Origin of the sequence: Novosphingobium sp. B1, from assembly GCF_900176395.1 — a bacterium.
GTDB lineage: Bacteria > Pseudomonadota > Alphaproteobacteria > Sphingomonadales > Sphingomonadaceae > Novosphingobium.
The window spans coordinates 261,086-285,852 of the sequence record NZ_FWXL01000006.1; the positions used below are offsets into that span (position 1 = coordinate 261,086).

At 63.9% G+C, this 24,767-nt stretch carries 20 protein-coding genes; 12 read left to right on the forward strand and 8 right to left on the reverse strand.

The genetic code is table 11. The annotated features are described in order from the left end of the window. Positions 1–43: 43 nt before the first annotated feature. Positions 44–1,855: an ABC transporter transmembrane domain-containing protein gene (locus B9A23_RS13005; protein WP_084279480.1), complete on the reverse strand. Its 1,812-nt coding sequence runs from the start codon at positions 1,853–1,855 to the stop codon at positions 44–46. 177 nt (positions 1,856–2,032) lie between these two features. Between B9A23_RS13005 and B9A23_RS13010 the strand changes: the two genes are divergently transcribed. Further along, positions 2,033–3,289, forward strand: a complete 1,257-nt coding sequence (locus tag B9A23_RS13010) for a polyhydroxyalkanoate depolymerase (RefSeq protein ID WP_084279582.1) — start codon at positions 2,033–2,035, stop codon at positions 3,287–3,289. A 57-nt stretch (positions 3,290–3,346) separates the two neighbouring features. On the opposite strand, the gene B9A23_RS13015 is transcribed toward B9A23_RS13010, so the two are convergent. The 3 genes from B9A23_RS13015 to B9A23_RS22805 all read right to left on the reverse strand — a co-directional run bounded on the left by B9A23_RS13015 (position 3,347) and on the right by B9A23_RS22805 (position 5,414). Beyond that, positions 3,347–3,772: a MaoC family dehydratase gene (locus tag B9A23_RS13015; protein ID WP_084279583.1), complete on the reverse strand. Its 426-nt coding sequence runs from the start codon at positions 3,770–3,772 to the stop codon at positions 3,347–3,349. Positions 3,773–3,886: 114 nt separating this feature from the next. Next, positions 3,887–5,266 carry a putative O-glycosylation ligase, exosortase A system-associated gene (locus B9A23_RS13020; protein ID WP_254895102.1) on the reverse strand — a complete coding sequence of 460 codons (1,380 nt, stop codon included), beginning with the start codon at positions 5,264–5,266 and terminating at the stop codon, positions 3,887–3,889. Continuing rightward, positions 5,244–5,414 (reverse strand): hypothetical protein, encoded by a 171-nt coding sequence (locus B9A23_RS22805; protein WP_176217982.1) that lies wholly within the window; start codon positions 5,412–5,414, stop codon positions 5,244–5,246. The genes B9A23_RS13020 and B9A23_RS22805 overlap by 23 nt, the downstream gene beginning before the upstream one ends. Before the next feature lie 67 nt (positions 5,415–5,481). Here B9A23_RS22805 and B9A23_RS13025 point away from each other — a divergent pair, with 67 nt between their 5' ends. Together B9A23_RS13025 and B9A23_RS22810 are read left to right on the forward strand one after the other, a co-directional pair. Next, positions 5,482–6,705 carry a TIGR04063 family PEP-CTERM/XrtA system glycosyltransferase gene (locus B9A23_RS13025; protein ID WP_084279481.1) on the forward strand — a complete coding sequence of 408 codons (1,224 nt, stop codon included), beginning with the start codon at positions 5,482–5,484 and terminating at the stop codon, positions 6,703–6,705. Positions 6,706–6,762: 57 nt separating this feature from the next. Next, positions 6,763–8,838: a hypothetical protein gene (locus B9A23_RS22810; RefSeq protein WP_084279482.1), complete on the forward strand. Its 2,076-nt coding sequence runs from the start codon at positions 6,763–6,765 to the stop codon at positions 8,836–8,838. Positions 8,839–8,986: 148 nt separating this feature from the next. Here the strand turns inward: B9A23_RS22810 and B9A23_RS23300 are convergent, their stop codons facing one another. After that, positions 8,987–9,175 carry a hypothetical protein gene (locus tag B9A23_RS23300; RefSeq protein WP_254895114.1) on the reverse strand — a complete coding sequence of 63 codons (189 nt, stop codon included), beginning with the start codon at positions 9,173–9,175 and terminating at the stop codon, positions 8,987–8,989. Here B9A23_RS23300 and gltB point away from each other — a divergent pair. Together gltB and B9A23_RS13040 are read left to right on the forward strand one after the other, a co-directional pair. Next, positions 9,137–13,717: a glutamate synthase large subunit gene (gene gltB / locus B9A23_RS13035; protein WP_254895111.1), complete on the forward strand. Its 4,581-nt coding sequence runs from the start codon at positions 9,137–9,139 to the stop codon at positions 13,715–13,717. The genes B9A23_RS23300 and gltB overlap by 39 nt on opposite strands. Positions 13,718–13,731: 14 nt before the next feature. Beyond that, positions 13,732–15,165, forward strand: coding sequence for a glutamate synthase subunit beta (locus B9A23_RS13040; protein WP_084279484.1), 1,434 nt, complete (start codon positions 13,732–13,734; stop codon positions 15,163–15,165). Positions 15,166–15,226: 61 nt separating this feature from the next. Here the strand turns inward: B9A23_RS13040 and B9A23_RS13045 are convergent, their stop codons facing one another. Further along, positions 15,227–16,555, reverse strand: coding sequence for a hemolysin family protein (locus tag B9A23_RS13045; protein ID WP_084279485.1), 1,329 nt, complete (start codon positions 16,553–16,555; stop codon positions 15,227–15,229). A 155-nt stretch (positions 16,556–16,710) separates the two neighbouring features. On the opposite strand from B9A23_RS13045, the gene B9A23_RS13050 reads away from it, so the two are divergent. Then, a complete protein-coding gene (locus B9A23_RS13050) occupies positions 16,711–17,403 on the forward strand; it encodes a YiaD family glycine zipper/OmpA-like lipoprotein (RefSeq protein WP_084279486.1) in 693 nt (230 codons plus the stop codon). A 130-nt stretch (positions 17,404–17,533) separates the two neighbouring features. Next, positions 17,534–18,529 (forward strand): aldo/keto reductase, encoded by a 996-nt coding sequence (locus B9A23_RS13055; RefSeq protein WP_084279487.1) that lies wholly within the window; start codon positions 17,534–17,536, stop codon positions 18,527–18,529. Here B9A23_RS13055 and B9A23_RS13060 read toward each other — a convergent pair. After that, the gene (locus B9A23_RS13060) at positions 18,526–19,302 is read right to left on the reverse strand and encodes a 3'(2'),5'-bisphosphate nucleotidase CysQ (protein WP_084279488.1); all 777 of its coding nucleotides are present in this window, start codon (positions 19,300–19,302) and stop codon (positions 18,526–18,528) included. The genes B9A23_RS13055 and B9A23_RS13060 overlap by 4 nt on opposite strands. Positions 19,303–19,525: 223 nt before the next feature. On the opposite strand from B9A23_RS13060, the gene sucC reads away from it, so the two are divergent. The 4 genes from sucC (at position 19,526) to B9A23_RS13080 (ending at position 23,692) form a co-directional block, all read left to right on the forward strand. After that, positions 19,526–20,725, forward strand: coding sequence for an ADP-forming succinate--CoA ligase subunit beta (gene sucC / locus B9A23_RS13065; RefSeq protein ID WP_084279489.1), 1,200 nt, complete (start codon positions 19,526–19,528; stop codon positions 20,723–20,725). Between the two features lie 166 nt (positions 20,726–20,891). Next, positions 20,892–21,644 (forward strand): electron transfer flavoprotein subunit beta/FixA family protein, encoded by a 753-nt coding sequence (locus tag B9A23_RS13070; RefSeq protein ID WP_084279443.1) that lies wholly within the window; start codon positions 20,892–20,894, stop codon positions 21,642–21,644. After that, complete coding sequence (locus tag B9A23_RS13075; protein ID WP_084279490.1) at positions 21,644–22,576, forward strand: electron transfer flavoprotein subunit alpha/FixB family protein; 933 nt, start codon at positions 21,644–21,646, stop codon at positions 22,574–22,576. The genes B9A23_RS13070 and B9A23_RS13075 overlap by 1 nt, the downstream gene beginning before the upstream one ends. Positions 22,577–22,612: 36 nt before the next feature. After that, on the forward strand, positions 22,613–23,692 hold the full coding sequence (locus B9A23_RS13080; protein WP_139797453.1) for an energy transducer TonB: 1,080 nt from the start codon (positions 22,613–22,615) through the stop codon (positions 23,690–23,692). Here the strand turns inward: B9A23_RS13080 and B9A23_RS13085 are convergent. After that, positions 23,661–24,140 (reverse strand): GNAT family N-acetyltransferase, encoded by a 480-nt coding sequence (locus tag B9A23_RS13085; protein WP_084279492.1) that lies wholly within the window; start codon positions 24,138–24,140, stop codon positions 23,661–23,663. The two genes, B9A23_RS13080 and B9A23_RS13085, sit on opposite strands and share 32 nt — an antisense overlap. 198 nt (positions 24,141–24,338) lie before the next feature. On the opposite strand from B9A23_RS13085, the gene B9A23_RS13090 reads away from it, so the two are divergent. Beyond that, on the forward strand, positions 24,339–24,767 hold the full coding sequence (locus tag B9A23_RS13090; RefSeq protein WP_084279493.1) for a hypothetical protein: 429 nt from the start codon (positions 24,339–24,341) through the stop codon (positions 24,765–24,767).

Below are 24,767 nucleotides of genomic sequence, written 5' to 3' on the forward strand. Positions count from 1 at the left end.
TCCAGAGCCTATGCGGAAGGATGCCTTTGAGGGAAGGGGCCGCTCAGGCGGCAAGCCCCTCGAACTGCAGGCGGGCAAGGCGCGCATAAAGGCCGTCAGCCGCGGTCAGGGTGGCGTGCGTGCCCTGTTCGACGATGCGGCCGGCATCCATGACGACAATGCGGTCAGCCGCACGGATGGTGGCAAGGCGGTGGGCAATGACCAGGGTGGTGCGGTCCTGCATCAGCCGGTCCAGCGCTTCCTGCACCAGCCGCTCACTTTCGGCATCGAGCGCCGAGGTCGCCTCGTCGAGCAGGAGGATCGGCGAATTGCGCAGCACGGCGCGGGCGATGGCGATGCGCTGGCGCTGGCCGCCCGAAAGGCGGGCGCCATCCTCGCCGAGGAAAGTGTCGAGGCCCTGCGGCAGATCGCGCAGGAATTGTTCGGCATTGGCAGCGCGGGCAGCTTCCCAGATCTGATCGTCCGAGGCTTCCCAGTTGCCGTAGCGCAAATTGTCGCGCGCCGAGGCGGCGAAGAGCGTTGCGTCCTGCGGCACCAGCGCGGTGCGGGCGCGGATCTCGGCAGGGTCAGCGCTGGTCAGAGGCACGCCATCAATCCGGACAGTGCCGCCGTGCGGATCGTAGAAGCGCTGGGCCAGCAGGAACAGGGTGGACTTGCCGGCACCCGACGGGCCGACGATGGCCACGGTCTCGCCGGGTTCGACGGTCAGCGAGAAATCGTCGAGCGCCAGCACTTCGGGCCGCGAGGGGTAGCGGAAGGCGACGTTCTGGAAAGCGATCTGGCCGCGCGGGGGCGTGGGCAGGGCAGTCGGCCGTGCAGGAGGCGCAATCTCCGGCTCCTCGCGAAGCAGTTCGGCAAGACGGCCCGCAGCACCGGCACCGCGCAGCAGATCGCCATAGACTTCCGACAGCGCGCCCGCTGCTCCGGCAACAAGGCCGGCGGTGATGACGATGGCAAAGATCGTGCCGCCGCTGATCGTGCCCTGGGCGACGCCGAGCGCGCCTTCCCAGACCAGCATGGTGATGCCGCCGAAGATCAGCAGGATGACGATCGCGGTCATTACCGCGCGCAGGCTGATACGGCGCAGCGCGGTCTGGAAAGTGGCCTCGACGCGCTCGCCAAAACGGTCGAGTTCGCGCCTTTCCTGACCGAAAGCCTGCACGATCTTCATTGCGCCGAGCACTTCGGACACGATCACGCCGATGCCTGCAACACGGTCCTGGCTCGATCGCGAGACATTGCGCACGCGGCGCCCGAAGAACACGATCGGCCCCACCACCAGCGGAATGCCCACCATCAGGATCGCGGTAAGCTTGGGCGCGAGGTAGAACAGATAGCCAAGGCCGCCGAGCATGGTGATGGTATTGCGCAGGGCGACCGAAACCGTGGTGCCGACGACCTGTTCGATGATCGCGGTGTCCGAGGTCATCCGCGAGGAAATTTCCTTGGGGCTGTTGGTCTCGAAGAACGAGGGCGGCAGGCGCAGCAGGTTGGCCTGCACGCGCAGGCGGATGTCGGCCACCACACGCTCGCCCAGCCACGAAACGAAGTAGAAGCGGCAGGCGGTGCCGATGGCCAGCACCAGCACGATCAGCAGGAGATACTGGAACCAGCGGCCCAGCTCGGCGGTATCGGCCCCGGCGGCAAAGCCCTTGTCGATGATGAGGCGGAAGCCCGAAGGGATGGCCAGGGTCGCAGCAGAGGTGACCAGCAGGGCGCCCGCGGCGGCGGCGACGCGGCCGGGATACTTGAGCGCCTCACGCCAGATCATGGCCAGGGGGCCAAGAGTCTTCGCCTTGGGGGCAGGTTCTGCCACCGGGCTTTGCGCGGTCGGGCTCTGGTTTTCCTCGTCCATGCGGGACGCCTAGCCGATGGAACGGTTCACCGAAAGAGGGCGATGCGGACAGGAGCCATATGACGGTGCAATTGTTGCATTGCACAAGCAATCGATTCGCGGCACTCTGCCGACAACGACTCCCCGCCGCCGGGCTTTTGCCCCGGTGTCGGCGACAAAGCAAAAAAGGTGTTCGCAGTGCTGTACAAGGCTTATGAAATCCAGCGATCGCTGATGAACGCAAGCAGCGCATGGGCCTCGATGATGGCCGATGCGCTGAACGATCCGCGCAACCCGTGGGCCGGTGTCGGACCGACGCAAACGATGGCCAACGCGCTTGACGTCTTCGCGCACGCAGCAGCGCCGCGCGGCAAGCCCGCCTTCGGGATCAAGGTGATACATGTCGATGGCACCGCCCACGCCTTGCGCGAGACGACGGTGATCACCAGGCCCTTCGGCGATCTCAAGATGTTCCGTCACGACGGCCTGCCCAAGGATGCGCCGCGCCTGCTGATCGTCGCGCCAATGAGCGGCCACTACGCCACGCTGCTGCGCGGCACGGTAGAGCGCATGCTGGAGCGCTGCGTCGTCTACATCACCGACTGGGCCGATGCGAAGTACGTGCCGCTGGCCGAAGGGACCTTCGACCTCGACGACTACATCGACTACCTGACCGGCTTCCTCGAGCACATCGGGGAAGGCGCGCACATGATGGCGGTGTGCCAGCCTTCGGTTCCGGCCTTTGCGGCGACGGCAATCATGGGGGCCAACAAGCACCCCTGCCGTCCGGTGACGCTGACCATGATGGGCGGGCCGATCGACACGCGCGAAAGCCCCACCGCAGTCAACGACCACGCCATCACCAAGCCCTACGTATGGTTCAAGCACAACGTGATCACCACGGTGCCGACCAACTATCCGGGCGAGGGGCGGCGCGTCTATCCGGGCTTCGTCCAGCTGGCGAGCTTCATGTCGATGAACCTGGGCAGCCACATGATGAGCCACTACAAGCTGTTCCAGCACATGAATGCCGGTGCGGATGAAAGCGCCGACGCCACCAAGGCGTTCTACGACGAATACCGCGCCGTCTGCGATCTGCCCGCCGAGTTCTACCTGCAGACCGTGGACGTGGTGTTTCAGCGCCATGCCCTGCCCAAGGGCGAAATGGTCCATCGCGGGCAAGCGGTCGATCTTTCGGCGATCACCGATACCGCGATCCTGTGCATCGAGGGCGAGCGCGACGATATCTCGGGCATCGGCCAGACCAAGGCGGCGCTCAAGGTTACGCCTGGCCTGCCCGACGAGATGAAGCAGTATCTCCTTGCGCCCGAAGTCGGCCACTATGGCATCTTCAACGGCTCGCGCTGGCGCTCGTCGATTGCGCCGGTGGTCGAGAAGTGGATCGCCCAGTTCGAGAAGAAGGCCAAGGGGCGCAAGCTTAGCGTCGTGGCCTGATCGCCTTGCCGAGCTGATGCTGCGGATGGGGGCAGGACCCCTCATCCGCAGCGGTGGTCAGACGAAGAACTGCGTTATCCATTCGCACTGCAGGGCAGGCTTGGATTCGCCTTCGATCTCGACGGTGATTTCCATCGTCTGCTGCCATTGGCCGGGACGCTTTTCGTCCATTTCCAGCAGCTTGAATACACCGCGCACGCGCTTGCCGACGCGCACCGGGGCGAGGAAGCGGGTGCGGTTGCCGCCATAGTTCACGCCCATCTTGATGTTCTCGGGCCGCGGGCAATCGCTTTCCATCGTCAGCAACGGGATCAGCGAAAGCGTCAGGAAGCCGTGCGCGATGGGGCCACCGAACGGGGTCAGCCTGGCTTTCTCGGGATCGACATGGATGAACTGGAAATCGCCAGTGGCCTCGGCGAACTTGTTGACGCGCTCCTGCGTGATTTCCACCCATTGCGATGTGCCGACGACCTGGCCGATCATGTCCTTGATCTGCTCGGCGGGGATGAACTTGGTCAACGTGTGCCTCTCCTGCTGCAACCTGCCAGCGACCATGGCGCGAAGGCGGGGGCCGTGCAAGCCTTGTTAAGCGGATGATTAAGTTGCCGACGGGGCGAGGGCGGGTGCGCTCTTGCGGAAGGGTTCGGGCTTTGCGGCCTTCACGCGCTGGATATAGGCCCACAGGCCACATTGCAGTCCGACCAGCATGTAGCAGAACGGCTGGAAGGCGATGCCGACGAATGTCGAGCCGACGAGATAGATCACTTGCGCCTGTTGCAGCGCCTCGGCCAGCGGCGAGACCCAGCCGAACTGTTCGGAGGCATCCTTTCGGAAGCGCCGCCTGAGCACTTCCATCTGCCACACGCCGAGCAAGTGAAGCACCAGCCACATGGCAAGGCCCGGATAGCCCTGCTCGCCCAGCATCTCGAAGTAGCTGGAGTGATAGGCGCGGGCCTTGTCGACCACCGGCTTGTATTCGAGCGCGGCGTTGTTGTCGCCGGCGTAGCTGGCCTCGACCGTATCGTACTGCAGCCGGTTCTGGCGATAGGCATCGAAGCCGCCGCCGAATGGCCGGTTCTGCACGAACTCGATCGTCCATTGCCATACCGCCACGCGGGTCGACGCGGATTCGTCGGACTGATGGTTGCGGATCGTGCTCATGCGCGCGACGAAGTCTGCCGGCAGCATCGGGATCGAGACGATAGCGCCCGCCGCCATCAGCGAGACGATCAGCAAGCGGCGCTTGGCGGTGCGCAGGATCATCGCCGCCAGCACGACGACGCAGACCAGACCCGTGCGCGCACCGGTGCCGATCGGCATGAGCGCGCAGGAAAAGCACAGTGCCCAGGCAAACGCCTTCACGCGCCATTCGGGCGGAAACACCGTGCCGAAGCGCGACAGCCACAATGCCAGAGGGATCACGGCGATCGCCACCGCGGAGATGATCGAGCTTTCATAGAGCCCGGTGTTGTTGTTCACCAGCAGGCGCAATTCACCATAACCGCCACCACCGGCCAGCGTCTTGATGCCGCCGCCAATGACGATGACGCCGACCGACAGCACCATGATCAGTGTCAGGGCCTCGATTCTCAGCCGCGTGCGCAAGGTCAGCGGGAGGAACATCGCGAACAGCAGGGCCTTCCACACCCAGGCCCACTTCTCGGCGGCTTCGACCGGGAAGTCGGCGGTCTGCGTGGTCAGCCCGCAATAGACGAGCAGTGAAAGCAGCAGCACCTGGCGCAGCGAGATGCGCGTGCCGTTCTTGTCCTCGGTAACGAACCACGCGATGAAGGCGCAGAGGAAGGCGATCAGCGATACCGGGATGTGGCTGAGGATGCCCCAGCTCACCTTCTGCGGCGAGACGATGTCAATATAGGTATAGGCCAGCACAAAGATGAACGGGCGGCGGAAGCCCGCGCCGATGAAGGCCAGCACGAAGCTCAGAAGGAACAGGTCAAGCACGGCCGTTGCCGCCATCCTTGCGGGCCGGATCCCGTTTCACCCGGAAAGGAGCCTTGCGGCTGGGCAGGGCAGGGTCGTCGTCAAGGTCGTCACGCCGCAGCAGCCGCCAGATGGCAATAGCCATCAGCACGTGCGGCAGGAAGAGCGTGAACTTGTCGATCATGGTCGCCCATCCGCTAGACCATCGAGGTTGACGCGGCGTTAAGCCTTGCCGTGCCAAGGAGAGAGGCATGACCCGCGTGCTTCACGTCCTTGACCATTCGCTGCCGCTGCACAGCGGTTACACCTTCCGCACCCGCGCCATCCTGAAGGCGCAGCAGGCGATGGGCCTTGAGGTGCGCGGGGTTACGGGTTTGCGCCATGGCGGGGACGGTGACGACGGAAGCGAGACGGTGGACGGGCTGACCTTCTACCGCACCCTCGGACAGCCCGGAGCCGTGCCCCTGGTCCGCGAATGGAGCGAGATTGCCGCCCTTGCAGAGCGCATCGTCGCCGTTGCGCAGGAGTGGCGGCCTGACGTGCTTCATGCCCATTCGCCCGCGCTGTGCGGCCTTGCGGCCGTGCGTGCCGGGCGCAGGCTGGGGATCCCGGTGGTCTATGAAATTCGCGCTTTCTGGGAGGATGCCGCCGTTGGCAATGGCACCGGGCGCGAAGGTTCAGCCAAGTACTGGCTGACCCGCGTCCTCGAGAACGACGTCGTCGCAGCCGCAGACGGGGTGGTGACGATCTGCGAGGGGCTGCGGGCCGATCTCGTCGCCCGGGGCTTTGCGCGAGAAAAGATCTCGATCATGCCCAATGGCGTCGACATGCAGATGTTTGGTGAGGCGCTGCCGCGCGATACGGCTCTGGCGCAGGACCTCGGGCTGGGCGAAGGCCCGGTCATCGGCTTTCTTGGCAGCTTCTACCCGTACGAAGGCCTCGACGATCTCATTGCCGCCATGCCCGCCATAGTTGCCGCCGTGCCCGATGCGCGGCTGCTGATGGTGGGCGGCGGTCCGGCGGAGGCAGACCTGCGCGCGCAGGCGGCGGCATCGCCGGTGGCGCAGGCCATCCGCTTTGTCGGCCGGGTGCCGCACCACGAAGTCGATCGATTTTACTCGCTGGTCGATGTGGTATGCTACCCGCGCAAGGGGATGCGCCTGACCGATCTGGTAACACCCTTGAAGCCGCTCGAAGCCATGGCGCAGGGCAAGCTCGTTTCGGCGTCTGCGGTTGGCGGGCACCGCGAGCTGATCGAGGATGGCGTTACCGGCACGCTGTTTGCGGCCGATGATCCGGCAGCGTTGGCAAGGGCATTGGCAGGCTTGCTGGCCGATCGCAGCGGCTGGAACCAGCGGCGTGATACCGCCCGCCGCTTCGTGCGCGAACATCATGACTGGGCTCTCAACGTGCGTCGTTATGATCCTGTTTACCAAGCCCTGATACCGAGTCTGAAGCGATCCGCTGCGGCATGAGCCTTCATCGAGGCGCGTTGACTGCAAAAACGGCGCGATAACAGGATTTGAGGCAACGTGAACGTGAAGCGCAAGCAGAAGCCCATCACCAAGCACCCGATGTTCCCGTACGTCACGGCATTGTGGTTTGCGACCTTCGCCGGTCTTGGCAGCTTCGCAATCGCGCCGGCCCTGCTTGAAGGTCCGGTCGTGGCGCTCGGCCTGCCGGCAGTGCTGCCGGCGGCGACACCGCCGCTGGGGTTTACTGCCAGGATCCTGTTGTCCTTTCCCCTGTTCATCATTGGCGCTGTCGCCGGATTGCTCGCGGGCCGTGCGCTTTCGCGTGACAAGGCGGCCGAGCCGCGCCGCACCCGCGATTTCTCCCGTGCGGCGCGTGTTGACGCTGCAGAGCCTGCACCGCGTGGCGAGTACGAGCCGCGTCGTCCGCTCAACCCGCTCGAAGATCTTGGCGAGCCGCTTGATGCGGCCGAACCGGCTGACGCGTCGCAGCGCCGCCGCCCGCTGACCGTCGCCGACGAAGATTCGCTCGCCATGCCGTTCGAAAGCGCGCCGTTGCCCGGTGCGCTGCCTTGGGACAATCCCGCAGCCGCGCCCTTCGCCGAACCTGTGGCATTTGACGAATTCGGACCGGCTGCCGAAACGGCGCCCTTTTCCGCGCCGGTTCACGACGGTGCTGACGTCGACGCCGATGAGCCGTCCGTGTTCGCAGGCCACGCCTTCGCCGATGCCTCGAACGATCCGCTGGCACTTGACCAGCTTATCGAGCAGGCAAGTGCGGCCACCTTCGATGCCACGCCGCTGGTCTTTGCCGAATCTGATGCGGACGAGGAAGAGGCCGCAAACGGCGTAGCATTCATGTCTGATGCCGAGGCTGAAGCGGAAGACGATGCAGCCGGGCAGGTGGCAGCGCAGGACGAGGCGGTCACGGCATTCTCGCCCTTCGCTCCGCAAGCCGCGCCCTTGTTCCAGGCTCCGGTCCAGCCGGTGACGCCAATCGAGCGCGCGGATCTCGACGATCTCGGCCTGGTGCAACTGGTCGAGCGGCTGGCGCTTGCCATGTCGCGGCGGCGCCCGGCGCACGGTCGTGCAGCCACGACGGAATTGCCGCCTGTTGCGCCGGCACCCCTTGCGCATTCGCCGCTTGGCTCGCCAGCGGTGGCTGCGCCTGCGCCTGCGCCTGCGCCTGCGATCGCCCTGACGCCTGTTGCCAGCGCGCCGGCTGCGGCTTCACCGGTGAATGCCCCGGAGGCCGAGGCGCCCCGCGAAGTTCCGCCAGCAATGCCTCGGCTGCACGTCACGACGCCCGAGACGACCCAAACGCCTGCGGCAAGCGCGACCGACGCACCGTTCGGAGCAGGCGCTGCGGTCTCATCGGGACTGGCATCTGCGGGACTGGTATCGTCGCCGTTTGATCGTGTCGTGCAATTGCGTCCGGTCATGCCCGTGTTCGATCAGTCTCAGGAAGACGACGAGGATGACGCAGAAGTGCTCGGTCTGGACCGCTTTCTGCGGGTCAAGCCGCCCGTTGCCGCGCCATCCGAACCGGAAGGCGACGAACTGCAAGCGCAGGCGTTCGCTGTCGATGTGGAAATCACAGACGATGCGGCCCTTGTGGCCGAGAACGAAGCTGCCGTTGCCGTGACGGCGGACCTTTCGGACGAAGTTGCCGAAGACCGCTATCCTTCGCTGCTCGACATGCCGCCGGCGCCATCGCGGCACGATCCCTTGCGGATTGCCGACGGATTTGCCGCGCCGCTGGGCGATGATGAAGCTGCCGAGCCAGTGGTCGTTTTCCCCGGACAGGCTTCTGCCCTGCATTCCAATCCCCAGGCGGCTACGCCGATCTATGGCGCGGCACGCACGTTTGACCGGCCCGAGATCCTGCCGATGGCAGGCTCTCCGCTGGCGGCACCGGGTCGCGCGGCTCCCTCGGCTCCGATCGAGCCCTTCGGACTTGCACCCGTGGGCGCGGCCGATGACGCCGATGATGAAGCCGTGGCGCAAATGCGCGTCCCGCTGCCAACCCCTGCGCCTTCGACACCGCCGCAGCCACTCGTCGATGCAGATGAGGCCGACAGGGCGCTGCGGGCTGCGCTTGCCACCCTGCAGCGGATGACCGCCCAGAACGGCTGATCACAAGGCTGGCGATACAGCCGATCATGTAGCGGATTCCCGCCTCTCGAGGGGCGGGAACCGCACTTTATGCCATCTCGCAACCGTATTTTCGGCACGAACCACGCACTTGGCCATGTTGCGCGGTTGCAAAATAACTTTCCTGCAGTCATGGGGGCATTCCGCGCAATTTTTGTCGCTCAAAGCGGCATGATTCGCGCGCGGGTACCTCTTTTTTGGATGCAGGACGATCATCGAGATGGGATTTCCGCCGGTTCAGGGCCTCTACGATCCACGTAACGAACATGACGCATGCGGCGTGGGCTTCATTGCCCATATCAAAGGCCAGAAAAGTCATGCCATCGTGGACCAGGCGCTCGAGATTCTGCGCAATCTCGATCACCGCGGCGCCGTGGGCGCCGATCCGCTGCTGGGCGATGGCGCAGGCCTGCTGATCCAGATCCCCGACCAGCTGTTCCGCAAGTGGGCAGCCTCGGAAGGCAAGGAGCTGCCGCAGCCGGGCGACTATGCCGTGGCCATGTGCTTCATGCCGCAGGACGAGGCTGCGCGCCTGTTCGTCACCGAGTTCTTCGAGAAGTTCATCGCCAAGGAAGGCCAGGAACTGATCGGCTGGCGCGACGTGCCGACCACGCTCGATGGTCTGGGCAAGGCGGTCGTCGAATCGATGCCGGTGATCCGCCAGTGCTTCATCAAGCGCGGGGCCAGCACGCCTGACCAGAACGCGTTCGAGCGCAAGCTTCTCGCGATCCGCAAGCAGACGCAGAACCCGCTTGCCGCCATGGCCGAGAAGCATGGGCTTCCGGGCGTGACGCAGCTCTACATGCCGAGCTTCTCGACCCGCACGATCGTGTACAAGGGCCTGCTGCTCGCCAACCAGGTGGGCTCGTTCTACGACGATCTGCGCGATCCGGACTGCGTCTCTGCGCTGGGCCTGGTGCACCAGCGCTTCAGCACCAACACCTTCCCGAGCTGGAAGCTGGCGCACCCGTTCCGCTTCATTGCCCACAACGGTGAAATCAACACCGTTCGCGGCAACGTGAACTGGATGAACGCGCGCCGTCGCACCATGGAATCCGAGCTGCTCGGCCCGGATCTCGACAAGATGTGGCCGCTGATCCCGCATGGCCAGTCGGACACGGCCAGCCTCGACAATGCGCTCGAACTGTTGCTGGCCGGCGGCTACAGCCTGGCCCACGCGGTGATGATGCTCGTGCCCGAGGCATGGGCCGGAAACCCGCTGATGGACCCGAAGCGCCGCGCGTTCTACGAATATCACGCCGCGCTGATGGAGCCGTGGGACGGCCCGGCTGCCGTCGCCTTCACCGACGGTCGCCAGATCGGCGCCACGCTCGACCGCAACGGCCTGCGTCCCGCGCGCTTCTCGATCACCCGCGATGACATCATCGTCATGGCCTCGGAAAGCGGTGTCCTGCCGTTCCGTGAGGAAGACATCGTCCGCAAGTGGCGTCTTCAGCCCGGCCGCATGCTCCTGATCGACATGGAGCAGGGCAAGATCATCGAGGACGAGGAGATCAAGGCCGAGCTCGCCGGGGCAGAGCCGTACGAGGAATGGCTCGACCAGGCGCAGTACAAGCTCAAGGGTCTCGACGTGATCGAACCCGAACTAGCCGCGCTGCCGGTGGAGACCACCTCGCTGCTCGATCGCCAGCAGGCCTTCGGGTACACCCAGGAAGACGTCACCAAGTTCCTCGAGCCGATGGCCGTGGCAGGCGACGATCCGATCGGCTCGATGGGCACCGACACGCCGATTGCGGTGCTGTCGAAGCGTTCGCGCCTGCTCTACGATTACTTCAAGCAGAACTTCGCGCAGGTCACCAACCCGCCGATCGACCCGATCCGCGAGGAACTGGTCATGTCGCTGGTATCGATGATCGGGCCGCGCCCGAACCTGCTGGGCCACGATGCCGGCAGCCACAAGCGCCTCGAAGTCGATCAGCCGATCCTGACCAACGAGGACGTCGCCAAGATCCGCTCGGTCGAAGCGGCACTTGACGGCGCGTTCCGTACCGCCACGATCGACACGACCTGGGATGCCGCCAGCGGTGCCGATGGCCTTGAAATGGCGATCAAGGAAATGTGCTGGGCCGCGACCGAAGCGGTGCTGGCCGACAAGAACATCCTGATCCTGTCGGACCGCGCGCAGTGCGAAAGCCGGATCCCGATGCCGGCGCTGCTGGCAACGGCTGCGGTGCACCACCATCTCGTCCGCCAGGGCCTGCGCATGCAGACCGGGCTGGTCGTCGAGACCGGCGAAGCGCGCGAGGTGCATCACTTCTGCGTGCTCGCAGGTTATGGTGCCGAAGCCATCAACCCGTACCTCGCCTTCGAGACGCTCGAGCAGATCCGCGTCGCCAAGGAGATCCCGCTCGAGGCCAAGGATGTAAAGAAGAACTACATCAAGGCCATCGGCAAGGGCATCCTCAAGGTCATGTCCAAGATGGGCATCTCGACCTACCAGTCCTATTGCGGCGCGCAGATCTTTGACGCCGTGGGCCTGTCGAGCGAGTTCATCGAGAAGTACTTCACCGGCACGGCGACGACCATCGAAGGCGTCGGGCTCAAGGAAGTGGCCGAGGAAACCGTGCGCCGCCACGCCGTCGCCTATGGCGACAATCCGATCTACAAGAAGATGCTCGACGTGGGCGGCATGTACCAGCTGCGCCTGCGTGGTGAGGAGCATGCCTGGACGGCGTCGAACATCGCCAACCTGCAGCACGCGGTCCGTGGCAACACGCCCGAAAAGTACCGCGAGTTCGCGCAGTCGATCAACGACCAGTCCGAACGGATGCTCACCATCCGCGGGCTGATGGAGTTGAAGAAGGCCGATCAGGCCATCTCCATCGACGAAGTCGAACCGGCCAGCGAGATCGTGAAGCGCTTCGCCACCGGCGCGATGAGCTACGGCTCGATCTCGTGGGAGGCGCACACCACGCTCGCAGTGGCAATGAACCGCATCGGCGGCAAGTCGAACACCGGCGAAGGTGGCGAGGACCCGGCGCGCTTCAAGCCGCTCGCCAACGGTGACTCGATGCGCTCTGCGATCAAGCAGGTGGCGTCCGGACGCTTCGGCGTGACCGCGGAATACCTCGTCAATGCCGACGACGTGCAGATCAAGATGGCGCAGGGCGCAAAGCCCGGCGAGGGTGGCCAGTTGCCGGGCGACAAGGTCGACAAGACCATCGGCAAGACCCGTCACTCGACGCCGGGCGTCGGGCTGATCTCGCCGCCGCCGCACCACGACATCTACTCGATCGAAGATCTCGCGCAGCTCATCCACGATCTCAAGAATGTGAACACGGCTGCGCGCATCTCGGTCAAGCTGGTGTCCGAAGTGGGCGTTGGCACCGTGGCTGCGGGCGTTTCCAAGGCGCGTGCCGACCACGTGACGATCTCGGGCTATGAAGGCGGCACCGGTGCATCGCCGCTGACTTCGCTGACGCACGCCGGATCTCCGTGGGAAATCGGCCTCGCCGAGACCCAGCAGACGCTGCTGCTCAACAACTTGCGCAGCCGCATCTGCGTGCAGGCCGATGGTGGCCTGCGCACCGGCCGCGATGTTGCGGTGGCTGCGCTGCTCGGCGCTGACGAGTTCGGCTTTGCCACCGCGCCGTTGATTGCCGCCGGCTGCATCATGATGCGCAAGTGCCACCTCAACACCTGCCCGGTCGGCGTCGCCACCCAGGACCCGGTCCTGCGCGCCCGCTTCACCGGTCAGCCCGAGCATGTGATCAACTACTTCTTCTTCGTTGCCGAAGAACTGCGGGCGATCATGGCCGAGATGGGCTTCCGTACGATTGCCGAAATGGTAGGCCGCGTCGATCGCCTCGACGTGAAGAAGGCGGTGTCGCACTGGAAGGCGCAGGGCGTCGACTTGTCGAAGCTGCTGCACAAGGTTGAACCTGTCGAAGGCACGACCCTGAACTGGAGCGAGACGCAGGATCACGGCCTTGAAGCCGCACTCGACCAGGACCTGATTGCTGCCAGTGCCCCGGCTCTGGACAAGGGCGAACCGGTCCGCCTCGAACGCAAGGTCATCAACGTCAACCGTACGGTCGGCGCGATGCTCTCGGGCGAAGTGGCCAGAAAGTATGGGCACAAGGGACTGCCGGACAACACCATCCACATCTCGTTCAAGGGTGTGGCGGGTCAGTCGTTCGGTGCGTTTCTTGCGCACGGAGTGACGCTCGACCTCGTCGGCGATGCCAACGACTATGTCGGCAAGGGCCTGTCGGGCGGGCGCGTGATCGTGCGCCAGCCGGGCCATGTCGAGCGTGATCCGACCGAGAACATCATCGTCGGCAACACCGTGCTTTACGGTGCGATTGCCGGTGAAGCCTATTTCAACGGTGTGGGCGGTGAACGCTTTGCGGTGCGCAATTCGGGCGCCGTGGCGGTGGTCGAAGGCACTGGCGACCATGGCTGCGAGTACATGACCGGCGGTGTCGTCGTGGTGCTGGGCAAGACCGGCCGCAATTTCGCGGCGGGCATGTCGGGCGGCGTCGCCTACGTCTATGACGTGGACGGCAACTTCGCCCAGCTATGCAATGGCGCGATGGTCGACGTCCTGCCGGTTTCGGCAGAGCGCGACGAGGAAGACGGCATGGGTCGCCCGCAGCAGCGCGGGGTCGATGTCCATGACTACGGCATGGGCGACATGCTGCGTCACGATGCCGAACGCCTGCGGGTGCTGGTGGAACGCCACCACCTCTACACCGGCAGCAAACGCGCCCGCGAGATCCTCGACAACTGGGGTGAATCGCTTGCGAAGTTCGTCAAGGTCATGCCGCGCGACTATGCGCGGGCGCTCCGTCAGATGGAGGCCGAGCGCCTCGAAGCCGCCTCGGTCGCGGCTGAGTAAGGGTCAGAAATACAATGGGTAAGGCAACCGGCTTTCTCGAAATCGATCGTCAGGACCGCAAGTACGATGCGCCTGCCGAACGCCTGAAGCACTATCGCGAGTTCGTGATCCCGCACGACGATGCCGGCCTCAAGGGGCAGGCAGCGCGGTGCATGAACTGCGGCGTTCCGTACTGCCACAACGGCTGTCCGGTGAACAACCAGATCCCCGACTGGAACCACCTGGTCTATGAGAACGACTGGCGCGAGGCGCTGACCAATCTCCATTCGACCAACAACTTCCCCGAGTTCACCGGCCGCATCTGCCCCGCCCCGTGCGAGGCGGCGTGCACGCTGAACATCGTGGACCAGCCGGTCACCATCAAGTCGATCGAATGCGCCATCGTCGATCGCGGATGGAAGGAAGGCTGGATCGAGCCGCAGGTGCCCGCGAAGAAGACCGGCAAGTCGGTCGCCATCGTCGGCTCCGGTCCGGCAGGCATGGCGGCTGCCCAGCAGCTTGCCCGTGCAGGCCATTCGGTGACGGTGTTCGAGAAGAACGACCGCGTTGGCGGGCTGCTGCGCTACGGCATCCCCGACTTCAAGATGGAAAAGACCCACATCAACCGTCGCGCAATGCAGATGGAGGCCGAAGGCGTCCAGTTCCGCACGAGCGTGGAGGTGGGCGTGACCGTCTCGTTTGCTTCGCTGCAGGAAAATTTCGATGCCGTGGTGCTGGCAGGCGGGGCGGAAGACCCGCGCGGCCTGAACATTCCCGGCGCCGAACTACCCGGCGTGCGCATGGCGATGGAATTCCTGACCCAGCAGAACAAGCGCAATGCGGGCGACGATGAACTGCGTGCCGCGCCGCGTGGCTCGCTGACCGCTACCGGCAAGCACATCGTCGTGATCGGCGGCGGTGACACCGGCTCTGACTGCGTCGGCACCTCGAACCGTCAGGGTGCCGCTTCGGTCACCCAGCTCGAGATCATGCCCAAGCCGCCCGAGAAGGAGGACAAGGCCCTGAGCTGGCCAAACTGGCCGCTCAAGCTGCGCACTTCGTCGAGCCACGAAGAGGGCTGCGAGCGCGAGTTCGCCGTGCTGACCAAGCGCGTCGTCGGCGAAAACGACGTTTCCGGTCTCGAATGCGTCCGCGTCGAATGGGTCGATGGCAAGATGCAGGAAGTGCCGGGCAGCGAATTCGTGCTCAAGGCCGACCTGATCCTGCTCGCCATGGGCTTCGTCGGCCCGCGCAAGCAGGGCTTGCTGGAACAGGCCGGCGTCGAGCTCGATCCGCGCGGCAACGTCAAGGGCAACGTTGCCGACTACAAGACCAGCGTCGGCAATGTCTTTGCCTGCGGCGACATGCGCCGTGGCCAGAGCCTTGTCGTCTGGGCGATCCGCGAGGGCCGCCAGTGCGCGCGCGCCGTCGACGAAGCGCTGATGGGCGTCAGCGAACTGCCGCGCTGACCGTCAAGCAGATACGGGAAAAGGAAAGGGGCGTCCGATCGGGCGCCCCTTTTTCGTGGCCTCAGCCGTCGCCCTCGGGAGCGACCGTGGGCATGGCCTTGGTCCGGCTCACCAGCAGCTTGTCGATCTTGCGACCGTCCATGTCGACCACCTCGAAGCGCCAGCCCTGGTCGTCGAAGTGTTCGCCCTCGGTCGGCAGCTTCTTGAGCACGGACAGGCAGTACCCAGCGGTGGTGGCAAACTCGCGGTCATCGGGCATCTCTATGCCCAGACGATCCGCCAATGCGTCGGCGGGGAGCGCGCCGGAGATCAGCAGCGAGCCGTCCTCGCGCTCTACAACCATCGGTTCATCGCCGGCATCGGCATGGCCGACGAAGTTGCCGGCAATGGCGGAGAGGAGGTCAGCCGGGGTGACGATGCCTTCAAGGTGGCCGTATTCATCGTGCACCAGCGCGATCGCCACTTCGGCCTGCTGGATCATCCCCAGCGCGTCCATCGTGTCGAGCTGATCAGGCACGATTGCCGGCTTCTTCATCAGCCGGGCAAGCTGGACCTTGCGCCCGCGCAGCAGCGTTGCGAACACGTCACGCACCTTGACCACGCCAACGATCTTGTCGACCGAGCCGTCGGCCACGAGCAGCAGCGAATGAGGGCTCTCGTCGATCGCGGCGCGCAGTTCGGCTTCGGTTGCCTTGCGTTCGATCCAGTGCAGTTCGGTGCGCGGCGTCATCACTTCGCGCACGGGGCGTTCGGCCAGGCGCATGATCCCGGTCATGATCGCCCGCTCGTCTTCCTCGATCACGCCTGAACGGGTCGCCTCGGCGAAGATCATGTGGAGCTCTTCGGCCGTCACTTCCTGTTCGTTGCTCTGCTTGAGGCCAAGCAGGCGGATGATCGTGCTGGACGAGGTATCGAGCAGCCAGACGAACGGGGCGGTGATCCTGGACATGAGCGCCATCGCCGGCGCTGCCAGCTTGGCAATCGGTTCTGCGGCCCGCAGGGCCAGCTGCTTGGGCACAAGTTCGCCGACAACGAGGCTGAGATAGGTGGTGATGGCGATGACCAGCACGAACCCGGCATCGTCGGCATATTGCGCCGGAACGCCCCACGCTTCCAACCGCTCAGCCGTCGGACCGCCCAGGCTCGAGCCCGAGTAGGCACCGGCAATGATTCCCACCAGGGTAATGCCGATCTGCACGGTCGATAAAAATTTTCCGGGGTCGGCAGCGAGGGCGAGCGCCACCCTGGCGCCCTTGCTTCCCTCTTCGGCGGCAACCTTCAGGCGCGCCGGGCGTGCCGAAACAATCGCCAGTTCCGACATGGAAAACAAGCCGTTGAGCACAACGAGGCCCAGGATCACGAAGACGTCAGACCAAGGAAAAGGTGTCACGCGCAGGCCCCTAACAGATTTCCCGGGAAAGGCGAATAGCACTGGCAAAGTTCCCGTTCGGGAACCGTTCAGTCGAAGTGGGCGTATTCCACCCTGTCAAAGCGGCGAAGCGGCGCTACGAATTGCGTCGACCAGCCGGTCAAAGGGGATAGGTTATGAAAATCCGTCGTGTTCTCATGTCGAGCCTGTGTGCAGTTTCGCTCGTCAGCCTTTCGGCCTGCGTCACCGATCCGAACACTGGTGAGCAGAAGGTTTCGCGTACTGCCATCGGTGGCCTTGGCGGCGCGCTTGGTGGCGCCCTCCTGGGCGGCCTGATCGGCGGCAAGACCGGACGTATCGTTGGCGCCGGCATCGGCGGCGTCGCTGGCGGCGTCATCGGCTACCAGAAGGACAAGCAGATCAAGGAACTGCGCGAGCAGACCGCAGGCACCGGCATTGACGTTACCGAGACCGATGGCGGCAACGCGATCCTCGTCAACCTGCCCAACGGCGTGACGTTCGACACCGACAGCTCGACCGTGAAGCCCGCCTTCGCCGCTACTCTCGACCGCGTCGCGCAGTCGCTGGTGCAGTACCCGAACTCGCTGATCGACGTTTACGGTCACACCGATTCGACCGGTTCGGACGCCTACAACCAGGCGCTGTCCGAGCGGCGCGCGCGTGCCGTGGCAGATTATCTGACCTCGCGCGGCGTCGGCTACGCCCGTATCCGCAGCCAGGGTTACGGTGAATCGCAGCCGATCGCCTCGAACGACACCGAGCAGGGCCGTCAGGCCAACCGTCGCGTCGAGATCAAGATCGTGCCGATCAGCCAGGACGACGTGAACGCAGCCCGTCGCGGCCAGTAATTTCACGCAACAGTCAAAGCGGCGTCGCCTCTTGGGGGCGGCGCCGTTTTGCTATGTGGCACATACGATTGGCCGTTGACCTGCGCGGGCCGCGGCTGGCATCGGCGCTTGGCAAAGGAGACTTTTTCCCATGTCGATTCAGCGCCGCAAGATCAACGGATGCGAAACCAACCCGATCGGCCTTGGCTGCATGTCGTTGAGCTGGGCTTATTCGGGTCGCCCAAGCGAGGAAGACGGCATCCGTCTGCTGCAGCACGCGGTCGACATCGGTTATGATCACTTCGACACGGCGCGGCTTTATGGCCTGGGCCACAATGAGACGCAGGTCGGCACCGCTTTGAAGGGCCGACGCGACAAGGTCTTCCTGGCTTCTAAAATGGGCATCTTCGCCAGTGGCGACAAGCGCGGGATCGATTGCCATCCCGATACCATTCGCAGCGAACTCGAAGTATCGCTACGGTTGCTGCAGACCGATCACATCGACCTTTATTACATGCACCGGCGCGACTTCACCGTGCCGATCGAGGATTCGGTGGGTGCGATGGCCGACCTCGTGAAGGAAGGGAAGATCGGCGGCATCGGCCTGTCTGAAATGTCGGCCGAAACCTTGCGCAAGGCCGCTGCAGTCCACCCCATCGCCGCGATGCAGACCGAATACTCGCCCTGGACCCGCCAGGCGGAAATCGCCGTGCTCGATGCATGCCATGAGCTCGGGACGACGTTTGTCGCGTTCTCGCCGGTCGCGCGCGGGGCGCTGGCAGATGGGTTGCGCGATCCGCAAGCGCTGCCCGATGGCGATATCCGCAAGGCCATGCCGCGCTTCTCGGATCAGAACTGGCAGAAGAACCTCGCGCTGGTAGATGCCTTCAACGCCATTGCAGCGCGCGAAGGAGTGACGCCTGCCCAACTCTCGCTCGCCTGGGTGCTTTCACGCGGGGAGCATGTCGTTGCCATTCCCGGTACCGGCAAGATCGCGCATCTCGAGGAAAACATCGCACGCTGGGACTGGCAGATTCCCGCGTCCGTCGCGGCCGAGGTCGATGGCCTGATCAACCAGCAGACCGTGGCCGGGCACCGCTATGCAGGAGCCATGCTCCCGACCATCGATACCGAGGATTTCGACTAGGCGAGCTTCACCGCGCGATCCGCCAGCCTTTCAACGGCTGCTGCGTGGATGGCTGGCGCGGTGACCAGCAGGCCGAACGCGCGCGGATCGCGCTTGTTGTAATCGAGCGGCTTGCCAAAGGCGTCCGAGACCGACGCCCCAGCTTCGCGGGCGATCAGGGTGGCGGCAGCGATATCCCATTCGTACCCCCAGCGAAGCGTTGCGAGCAGGTCGGCTTCGTTGGCGCCGACCATGGCGATACGCAGGGCAATGGAATTGGGCTTGTCCACGGTCACGAGGTCCGCGTCAGCCTTCGGCAGGCTGTCTGCCGGAACCCGTGATCCGGCAAGTTGCGTGCGGGTGCTGGCTGTGAGCGCGATGCCGTTCCGGGTTGCGCCTTTCCCGGCGATGGCAGACCAGTATTCATTGCGGGCAGGGGCGCTGAGTAGCCCGATCAGTGGGCGCCCTTCGCTTACCAGCGCCACCGATACGGCCCAGCCCGGTCTGCCGCGCACGAAATCGCGCGTGCCGTCGACCGGGTCGACCAGCCAGCAAAGGCCGCGCTCGAGCCGTTCTGGATGATCGACCGTCTCCTCGGACAGCCAGCCAGCCGAGGGCAGCAGGGCGCCAAGTTCGCGCTTGAGGAACGAGTCGACGGCAAGGTCGGCATCGCACACCGGGCTGCCCGGCGTCTTCTCCCACACCTGGGGGGCGTGGCCGTGGCCGGGCCATAGCCCGAGCGCCATGTCTCCTGCAGCGCGTACAATCTGGTCGAGGCGGTCGTGGTCGATCATTATGCAGCCCTGAAGGTAAGAAGTATCGTCATAGAGTGCAATTGCGAGTTGTTATCAAAGATTGCTTGAGACCTCGCATTTACGCCCCTTTTCAAGCCTACCCGGCTGTGCTTAAGGCATTCCGACTCAAAGCGCCAACGGCGGCGCATACCTTTGCGCCCTTGTGGCGCGCCTGTCGGTCAACCGGTGCCTTCCGGGCGGCCATTCAAGTCGGGGATCACGCATGAACGTCCATGAATATCAGGCCAAGGAACTGCTCGCGAAGTTTGGCGTCGGCATTCCGGCCGGCATTGCCGCGCTCACCGTGGAAGAAGCTGTCGCCGCTGCCAAGCAACTGCCCGGGCCGCTCTATGTCGTGAAGGCACAGATCCACGCCGGTGGCCGCGGGAAGGGCAAGTTCAAGGAACTCGGCCCCGATGCCAAGGGCGGCGTGCGCCTCGCCAAGAGCATCGAGGAAGTCGAAGCTTTCGCCAAGGAAATGCTCGGCAACACGCTGGTTACCGTGCAGACCGGTGAAGCCGGCAAGCAGGTGAACCGCCTTTACGTGACCGATGGTGTCGACATCGCCAAGGAATACTACCTGTCGATGGTCGTCGATCGCGCCACCAGCCGCGTCGCCATGATCGTCTCGACCGAAGGCGGCATGGACATCGAAGAAGTCGCTCACTCGACCCCGGAAAAGATCGCCACGATCACCATCGATCCCGCAGAAGGCTTCATGCCGCACCACGGCCGCGCTGTCGGCTATGCGCTCAAGCTGACGGGCGATCTCAACAAGCAGGCCGGCAAGATCGCCGAGCAGCTCTACAACGCGTTCACCGCGCTGGATTGCGACATGCTGGAGATCAACCCGCTGGTCGAAACCAAGGACGGTAATCTCCTGGTGCTCGACACCAAGATGAGCTTCGATTCGAACTCGCTCTACCGCCACCCCGATGTCGTTACGCTGCGCGACGAGACCGAGGAAGACCCGGCCGAGATCGAGGCGTCGAAGTACGACCTCGCCTACATCAAGCTCGACGGCAACATCGGCTGCATGGTCAACGGTGCTGGCCTTGCCATGGCGACGATGGACATCATCAAGCTGAACGGTGAATTCCCCGCCAACTTCCTTGACGTGGGCGGCGGCGCGACGACCGAGAAGGTCACCGCGGCATTCAAGATCATCCTGCGCGATCCGGCGGTGAAGGGCATTCTCGTCAACATCTTCGGCGGCATCATGAAGTGCGACATCATCGCCGAGGGCATCGTTGCCGCGGCCAAGGAAGTGAACCTTTCGGTTCCCCTCGTCGTGCGTTTGGAAGGCACCAACGTGCAGCAGGGCAAGGACATCCTGGCCAACTCGGGCCTGCCGATCGTCCCCGCCAACGATCTGGGCGATGCTGCCAAGAAGATCGTTGCCGAGGTCCGCAACGTCGCCTGACGAACTGCGCCAATAGGCATCACGAAAGGGCGTCGGGCAACCGGCGCCCTTTTCGTTTATGCAGCGCGGGACGGACTGCCTGTCCGGACGGACAGGCAGAGTTGACGTTTACGTAAGCGCGAATTAGACCGTCTGGCGAGGAATCAAGGAAAGGACGCTAAGGCCCATGAAAGCCCTGGTCTGCGTGAAGCGCGTGATTGACTACAACGTGAAGCCTCGTGTGAAGGCGGATGGTTCGGGTGTTGATCTTGCGAACGTGAAGATGAGCATGAACCCGTTTGACGAGATCGCGGTCGAGGAGGCCATTCGCCTGAAGGAGAAGGGCGTGGTGACCGAGATCGTGGCGGTGTCGGTGGGTGTGGCCAAGAGCCAGGAAACGCTGCGCACGGCGCTGGCGATGGGCGCGGACCGGGCGGTGCTGGTGCAGGTCGAGGACGGCACCGAGGTCGAGCCGCTGGCCGTGGCCAAGATCATCAAGGGGATTGCCGATGAAGAGCAGCCGGCGCTGATCATCACCGGCAAGCAGGCGATCGACGATGACAGCAACCAGGTCGGCCAGATGGTCGCCGCGCTGCTCGGCCGTCCCCAGGGGACGTTCGCCAACGAGGTTTCGGTCGAGGGCGATGCGGTCGTCGTGAAGCGCGAGATCGACGGCGGCCTGCAGACGGTGCGCCTGGCGCTGCCGGCGGTGGTCACCACCGACCTGCGCCTCAACGAGCCGCGCTATGCCTCGCTGCCCAACATCATGAAGGCCAAGTCCAAGCCCTTGGCCAACAAGACGCCGGCTGACTACGGCGTCGACGTTGCCGCGCGCCTCAAGACGCTCAAGGTCAGTGAACCGCCGGTGCGCTCGGCCGGCATCAAGGTGCCCGATGTCGACACGCTGGTCGCCAAGCTCAAGGAAATGGGAGTAGCCTGATGTCCAAGGTTCTCGTTCTCGTCGAACACGACAACGCTTCCGTCAAGGACGCCACGCTCGCCGCCGTCACCGCTGCCGGCCAGCTTGGCGAAGTGACCGCACTGGTCGCCGGATCGGACTGCGACGGCGCCGCAACTGCCGCCGCGCAGATCGCCGGCGTCGCCAAGGTCCTGAAGGCCGACGACGCATCGCTTGCCAATGCGCTGGCTGAAAATGTCGCGCCGCTCGTCGCTGGCCTGATGGCGGACTATGACGCCTTCGTCGCCCCTGCCACGACCACGGGCAAGAACGTCGCCCCGCGCGTTGCCGCACTGCTCGATGTCATGCAGGTCTCGGACATCCTCTCGGTCGAAGGCCCCAAGACCTTCACCCGTCCGATCTACGCCGGCAACGCCATCGCCACGGTCGAAAGCTGCGACGCCAAGCTGGTCATCACCGTGCGCGGCACCGCCTTTGCCAAGGCTGCCGCGACCGGCGGATCGGCGAGCGTCGAAGCCGTCAGCGCCAGCGGCGACAGCGGCCTCAGCACTTTCGTAAGCGCCGAGATCGCCAAGTCCGAGCGCCCGGAACTCACCTCGGCCAAGATCATCGTCTCGGGCGGCCGCGCCCTCAAGGATGCGGCCACGTTCGAGCAGGTCATCACCCCGCTGGCTGACAAGCTGAACGCCGGCATCGGCGCCAGCCGTGCCGCGGTTGACGCAGGCTACGTGCCCAATGACTACCAGGTCGGCCAGACCGGCAAGATCGTGGCACCGGAAGTCTACATCGCCGTGGGCATCTCGGGCGCGATCCAGCACCTTGCCGGCATGAAGGACTCCAAGACCATCATCGCCATCAACAAGGACGAAGACGCCCCGATCTTCCAGGTCGCCGACATCGGCCTCGTCGGTGACCTCTTCACCTTGGTCCCAGAACTCACCGGGAAGCTGTAAGAGGGCAAGAGCCGTACAATCGCAAAAAAGAATATCATGATGGAGTGCCTCTCAGGAGAAGCACTCCATCATGAGCTGAATGCTCACACGATCGCGCTTGATTTTGCGATGGCCTTCGGCAACCGTATTGCCATGAAAGCAAGTTGGCACCTTTACTGCATTTTGGCGATTGTTTCGTCAGGATTTTCTGTCCCTTTAGTGACGGCAAGAACACCCGATACCTTGTCGTTGGCGCCATCCGGTCAATGGAACATAAATTACGGCACCGATGTCTGCCAGCTTGCGAGAGTCTTCGGAACAGGTTCCGATCAAGTTTTGCTGCAACTTCAATCCTATGGGATGACTGCCGGGTTTCGGTTGACCACGATCGGACAGCCCTTTGAATTGAAGGGGCCGATCATGATCGAGGACAGCGAAAATCCCAAGCGCCGCTATCTTGGCGCGAAAGAGGAGGACGAACGCAAGTCGAAGTTTCTCTATCAGTTTGGTCCTGCAGGAGAGGAACAAACGGCATATCCATTAGCGGCGCTGGTTCAAACATCGGGATCCAACGATCCTACGCCTGCCTTGATCACCGATACTGTCGGGATTTCTGCAAAGCCCGCACCGCAGAGTGCGGAAGAAAAGAAAATCACCCGCGTCGAACCCGGGACGCCACTGCCTGAAGGATCGGCAATGTGGCTGCAGATTTCGGTCCCGCGCGGCAGGACCGTGCGGTTGATGACGGGCAGCATGACGCAACCCTATGCGGCACTGCAAGCTTGCAACAGGGATCTTGTGCAATCGTGGGGTATCAAGGTTGACGATCCCGCTCTTGCGCCCGCCATTCTGCCAGTGCCGCAAACAAGTCCCGGCACTTGGGTCAACTCGTCGGACTTTCCATCGAGCGATCTGCGCACCAGCACCAACGCCATCGTCAATTTCCGGCTGATGGTAAATGAAGTAGGGCGCGTGACGGCCTGCAAGATTCAGGAAGCCACGCAGAATGAAAAGCTCTCGCAAGTTACATGCAATCTGATGACGCAACGAGCCAAATTCGCTCCGGCGGTAAATGCCGCCGGGAGACCAGTGCCGGGTTACTACATCAATTCCGTGCGATGGGTCGTACCGCAATAGGCCTTGTCAGGCACTGGCTGAAATCGTCGAGCACGTAGTCGGCAAAAGCCTCGCAGTTGACGAAGCCGTGCTTGCGATAGAGGCCGAGCGCGGGCGCGAAGGCGGGGCCCTGACCGGTTTCGAGGCTGACGCGTTCGTATCCGCGCGCCGCAGCGACTGCCAGAAGATGCAGCAGGATCGCTTCGCCGACACCCTTGCCCAGCCATTCGGGCGCGGCGCGCATGGATTTGAGTTCGCCATGCCTTGCATCGAGTTCGCGGATGGCGCCCATGCCGCCGAGCTTGCCATCAACCCATGCCGTGAAAAAAGTGACGCCAGGTTCGCGCAGCTTCTCAAGCGGCAGGGCGTGAACCTTGCAGGCCGGAGAATTGGCATGCATTCCTGAAAGGTGCAGTGCAATCAATGACCTGACTTCTTCACGGGACAGATCGTCCTCAACTATCTCCATAGGGTCGCCTCCTCCGAGCAGCACTTATCGCGCAGTCCGATGACAAAAGGCAATGCCTAGCTGCAGCCCGTATGTTGACAGTAACCGAGATGAAGCGCACGTCTGCGCCTGCTTGAGCCGAGTCATAACAGAGTCGCCCGTCGCAAGAACTTGAAGCGAGACCAGTAAAGGCCTTCGCGCTACTTGGGGGACGATGACATGAAAAAGCTTTTTCTGCTGCCGCTGCTCTGCGCTGCCATGCCGGTTCAGGCACAGGAATATCCCGTTATTCCCGGCGATTATATTACCGTCAGCATGATCTCCGTCGAGGACGGGCACGATCTGGAATATGCCAATCACCTTGCCGGCATGTGGCGCAAGGGGCAGGACTTCGCCGTAAAACAGGGCTGGATTACCGGATACGAGATCCAGACCAACGAAAACAAGCGCCCGGGGGAGCCTGACTTCTTCCTGGTAACCCGCTTCGCCAAGTTCGCCGACCCAGCGCAGGAAGAGATGCGCGAAAAGGCCTACACCGATTTCATGAAGTCCACTGCCGCGCAGATGCAGGCTGCATCGAGCGAGCGGGCCAAGTACCGCACATTGATGGGCACGATGTTGCTGCGCGCGTGGAAGTGGCGCAACTGA

Excerpts from the sequence above, each read along its gene's own strand:
- B9A23_RS13005 (WP_084279480.1), bottom strand. The coding sequence starts at position 1,855 with ATGGACGAGGAAAACCAGAGCCCGACCGCGCAAAGCCCGGTGGCAGAA.
- B9A23_RS13015 (WP_084279583.1), bottom strand. The coding sequence starts at position 3,772 with ATGATCGGCCAGGTCGTCGGCACATCGCAATGGGTGGAAATCACGCAG.
- B9A23_RS13020 (WP_254895102.1), bottom strand. The coding sequence starts at position 5,266 with ATGGCGGCAACGGCCGTGCTTGACCTGTTCCTTCTGAGCTTCGTGCTG.
- B9A23_RS22805 (WP_176217982.1), bottom strand. The coding sequence starts at position 5,414 with ATGATCGACAAGTTCACGCTCTTCCTGCCGCACGTGCTGATGGCTATT.
- B9A23_RS13025 (WP_084279481.1), top strand. The coding sequence starts at position 5,482 with ATGACCCGCGTGCTTCACGTCCTTGACCATTCGCTGCCGCTGCACAGC.
- B9A23_RS23300 (WP_254895114.1), bottom strand. The coding sequence starts at position 9,175 with ATGACTTTTCTGGCCTTTGATATGGGCAATGAAGCCCACGCCGCATGC.
- B9A23_RS13040 (WP_084279484.1), top strand. The coding sequence starts at position 13,732 with ATGGGTAAGGCAACCGGCTTTCTCGAAATCGATCGTCAGGACCGCAAG.
- B9A23_RS13050 (WP_084279486.1), top strand. The coding sequence starts at position 16,711 with ATGAAAATCCGTCGTGTTCTCATGTCGAGCCTGTGTGCAGTTTCGCTC.
- B9A23_RS13055 (WP_084279487.1), top strand. The coding sequence starts at position 17,534 with ATGTCGATTCAGCGCCGCAAGATCAACGGATGCGAAACCAACCCGATC.
- B9A23_RS13060 (WP_084279488.1), bottom strand. The coding sequence starts at position 19,302 with ATGATCGACCACGACCGCCTCGACCAGATTGTACGCGCTGCAGGAGAC.
- sucC (WP_084279489.1), top strand. The coding sequence starts at position 19,526 with ATGAACGTCCATGAATATCAGGCCAAGGAACTGCTCGCGAAGTTTGGC.
- B9A23_RS13070 (WP_084279443.1), top strand. The coding sequence starts at position 20,892 with ATGAAAGCCCTGGTCTGCGTGAAGCGCGTGATTGACTACAACGTGAAG.
- B9A23_RS13075 (WP_084279490.1), top strand. The coding sequence starts at position 21,644 with ATGTCCAAGGTTCTCGTTCTCGTCGAACACGACAACGCTTCCGTCAAG.
- B9A23_RS13080 (WP_139797453.1), top strand. The coding sequence starts at position 22,613 with ATGATGGAGTGCCTCTCAGGAGAAGCACTCCATCATGAGCTGAATGCT.
- B9A23_RS13085 (WP_084279492.1), bottom strand. The coding sequence starts at position 24,140 with ATGGAGATAGTTGAGGACGATCTGTCCCGTGAAGAAGTCAGGTCATTG.
- B9A23_RS13090 (WP_084279493.1), top strand. The coding sequence starts at position 24,339 with ATGAAAAAGCTTTTTCTGCTGCCGCTGCTCTGCGCTGCCATGCCGGTT.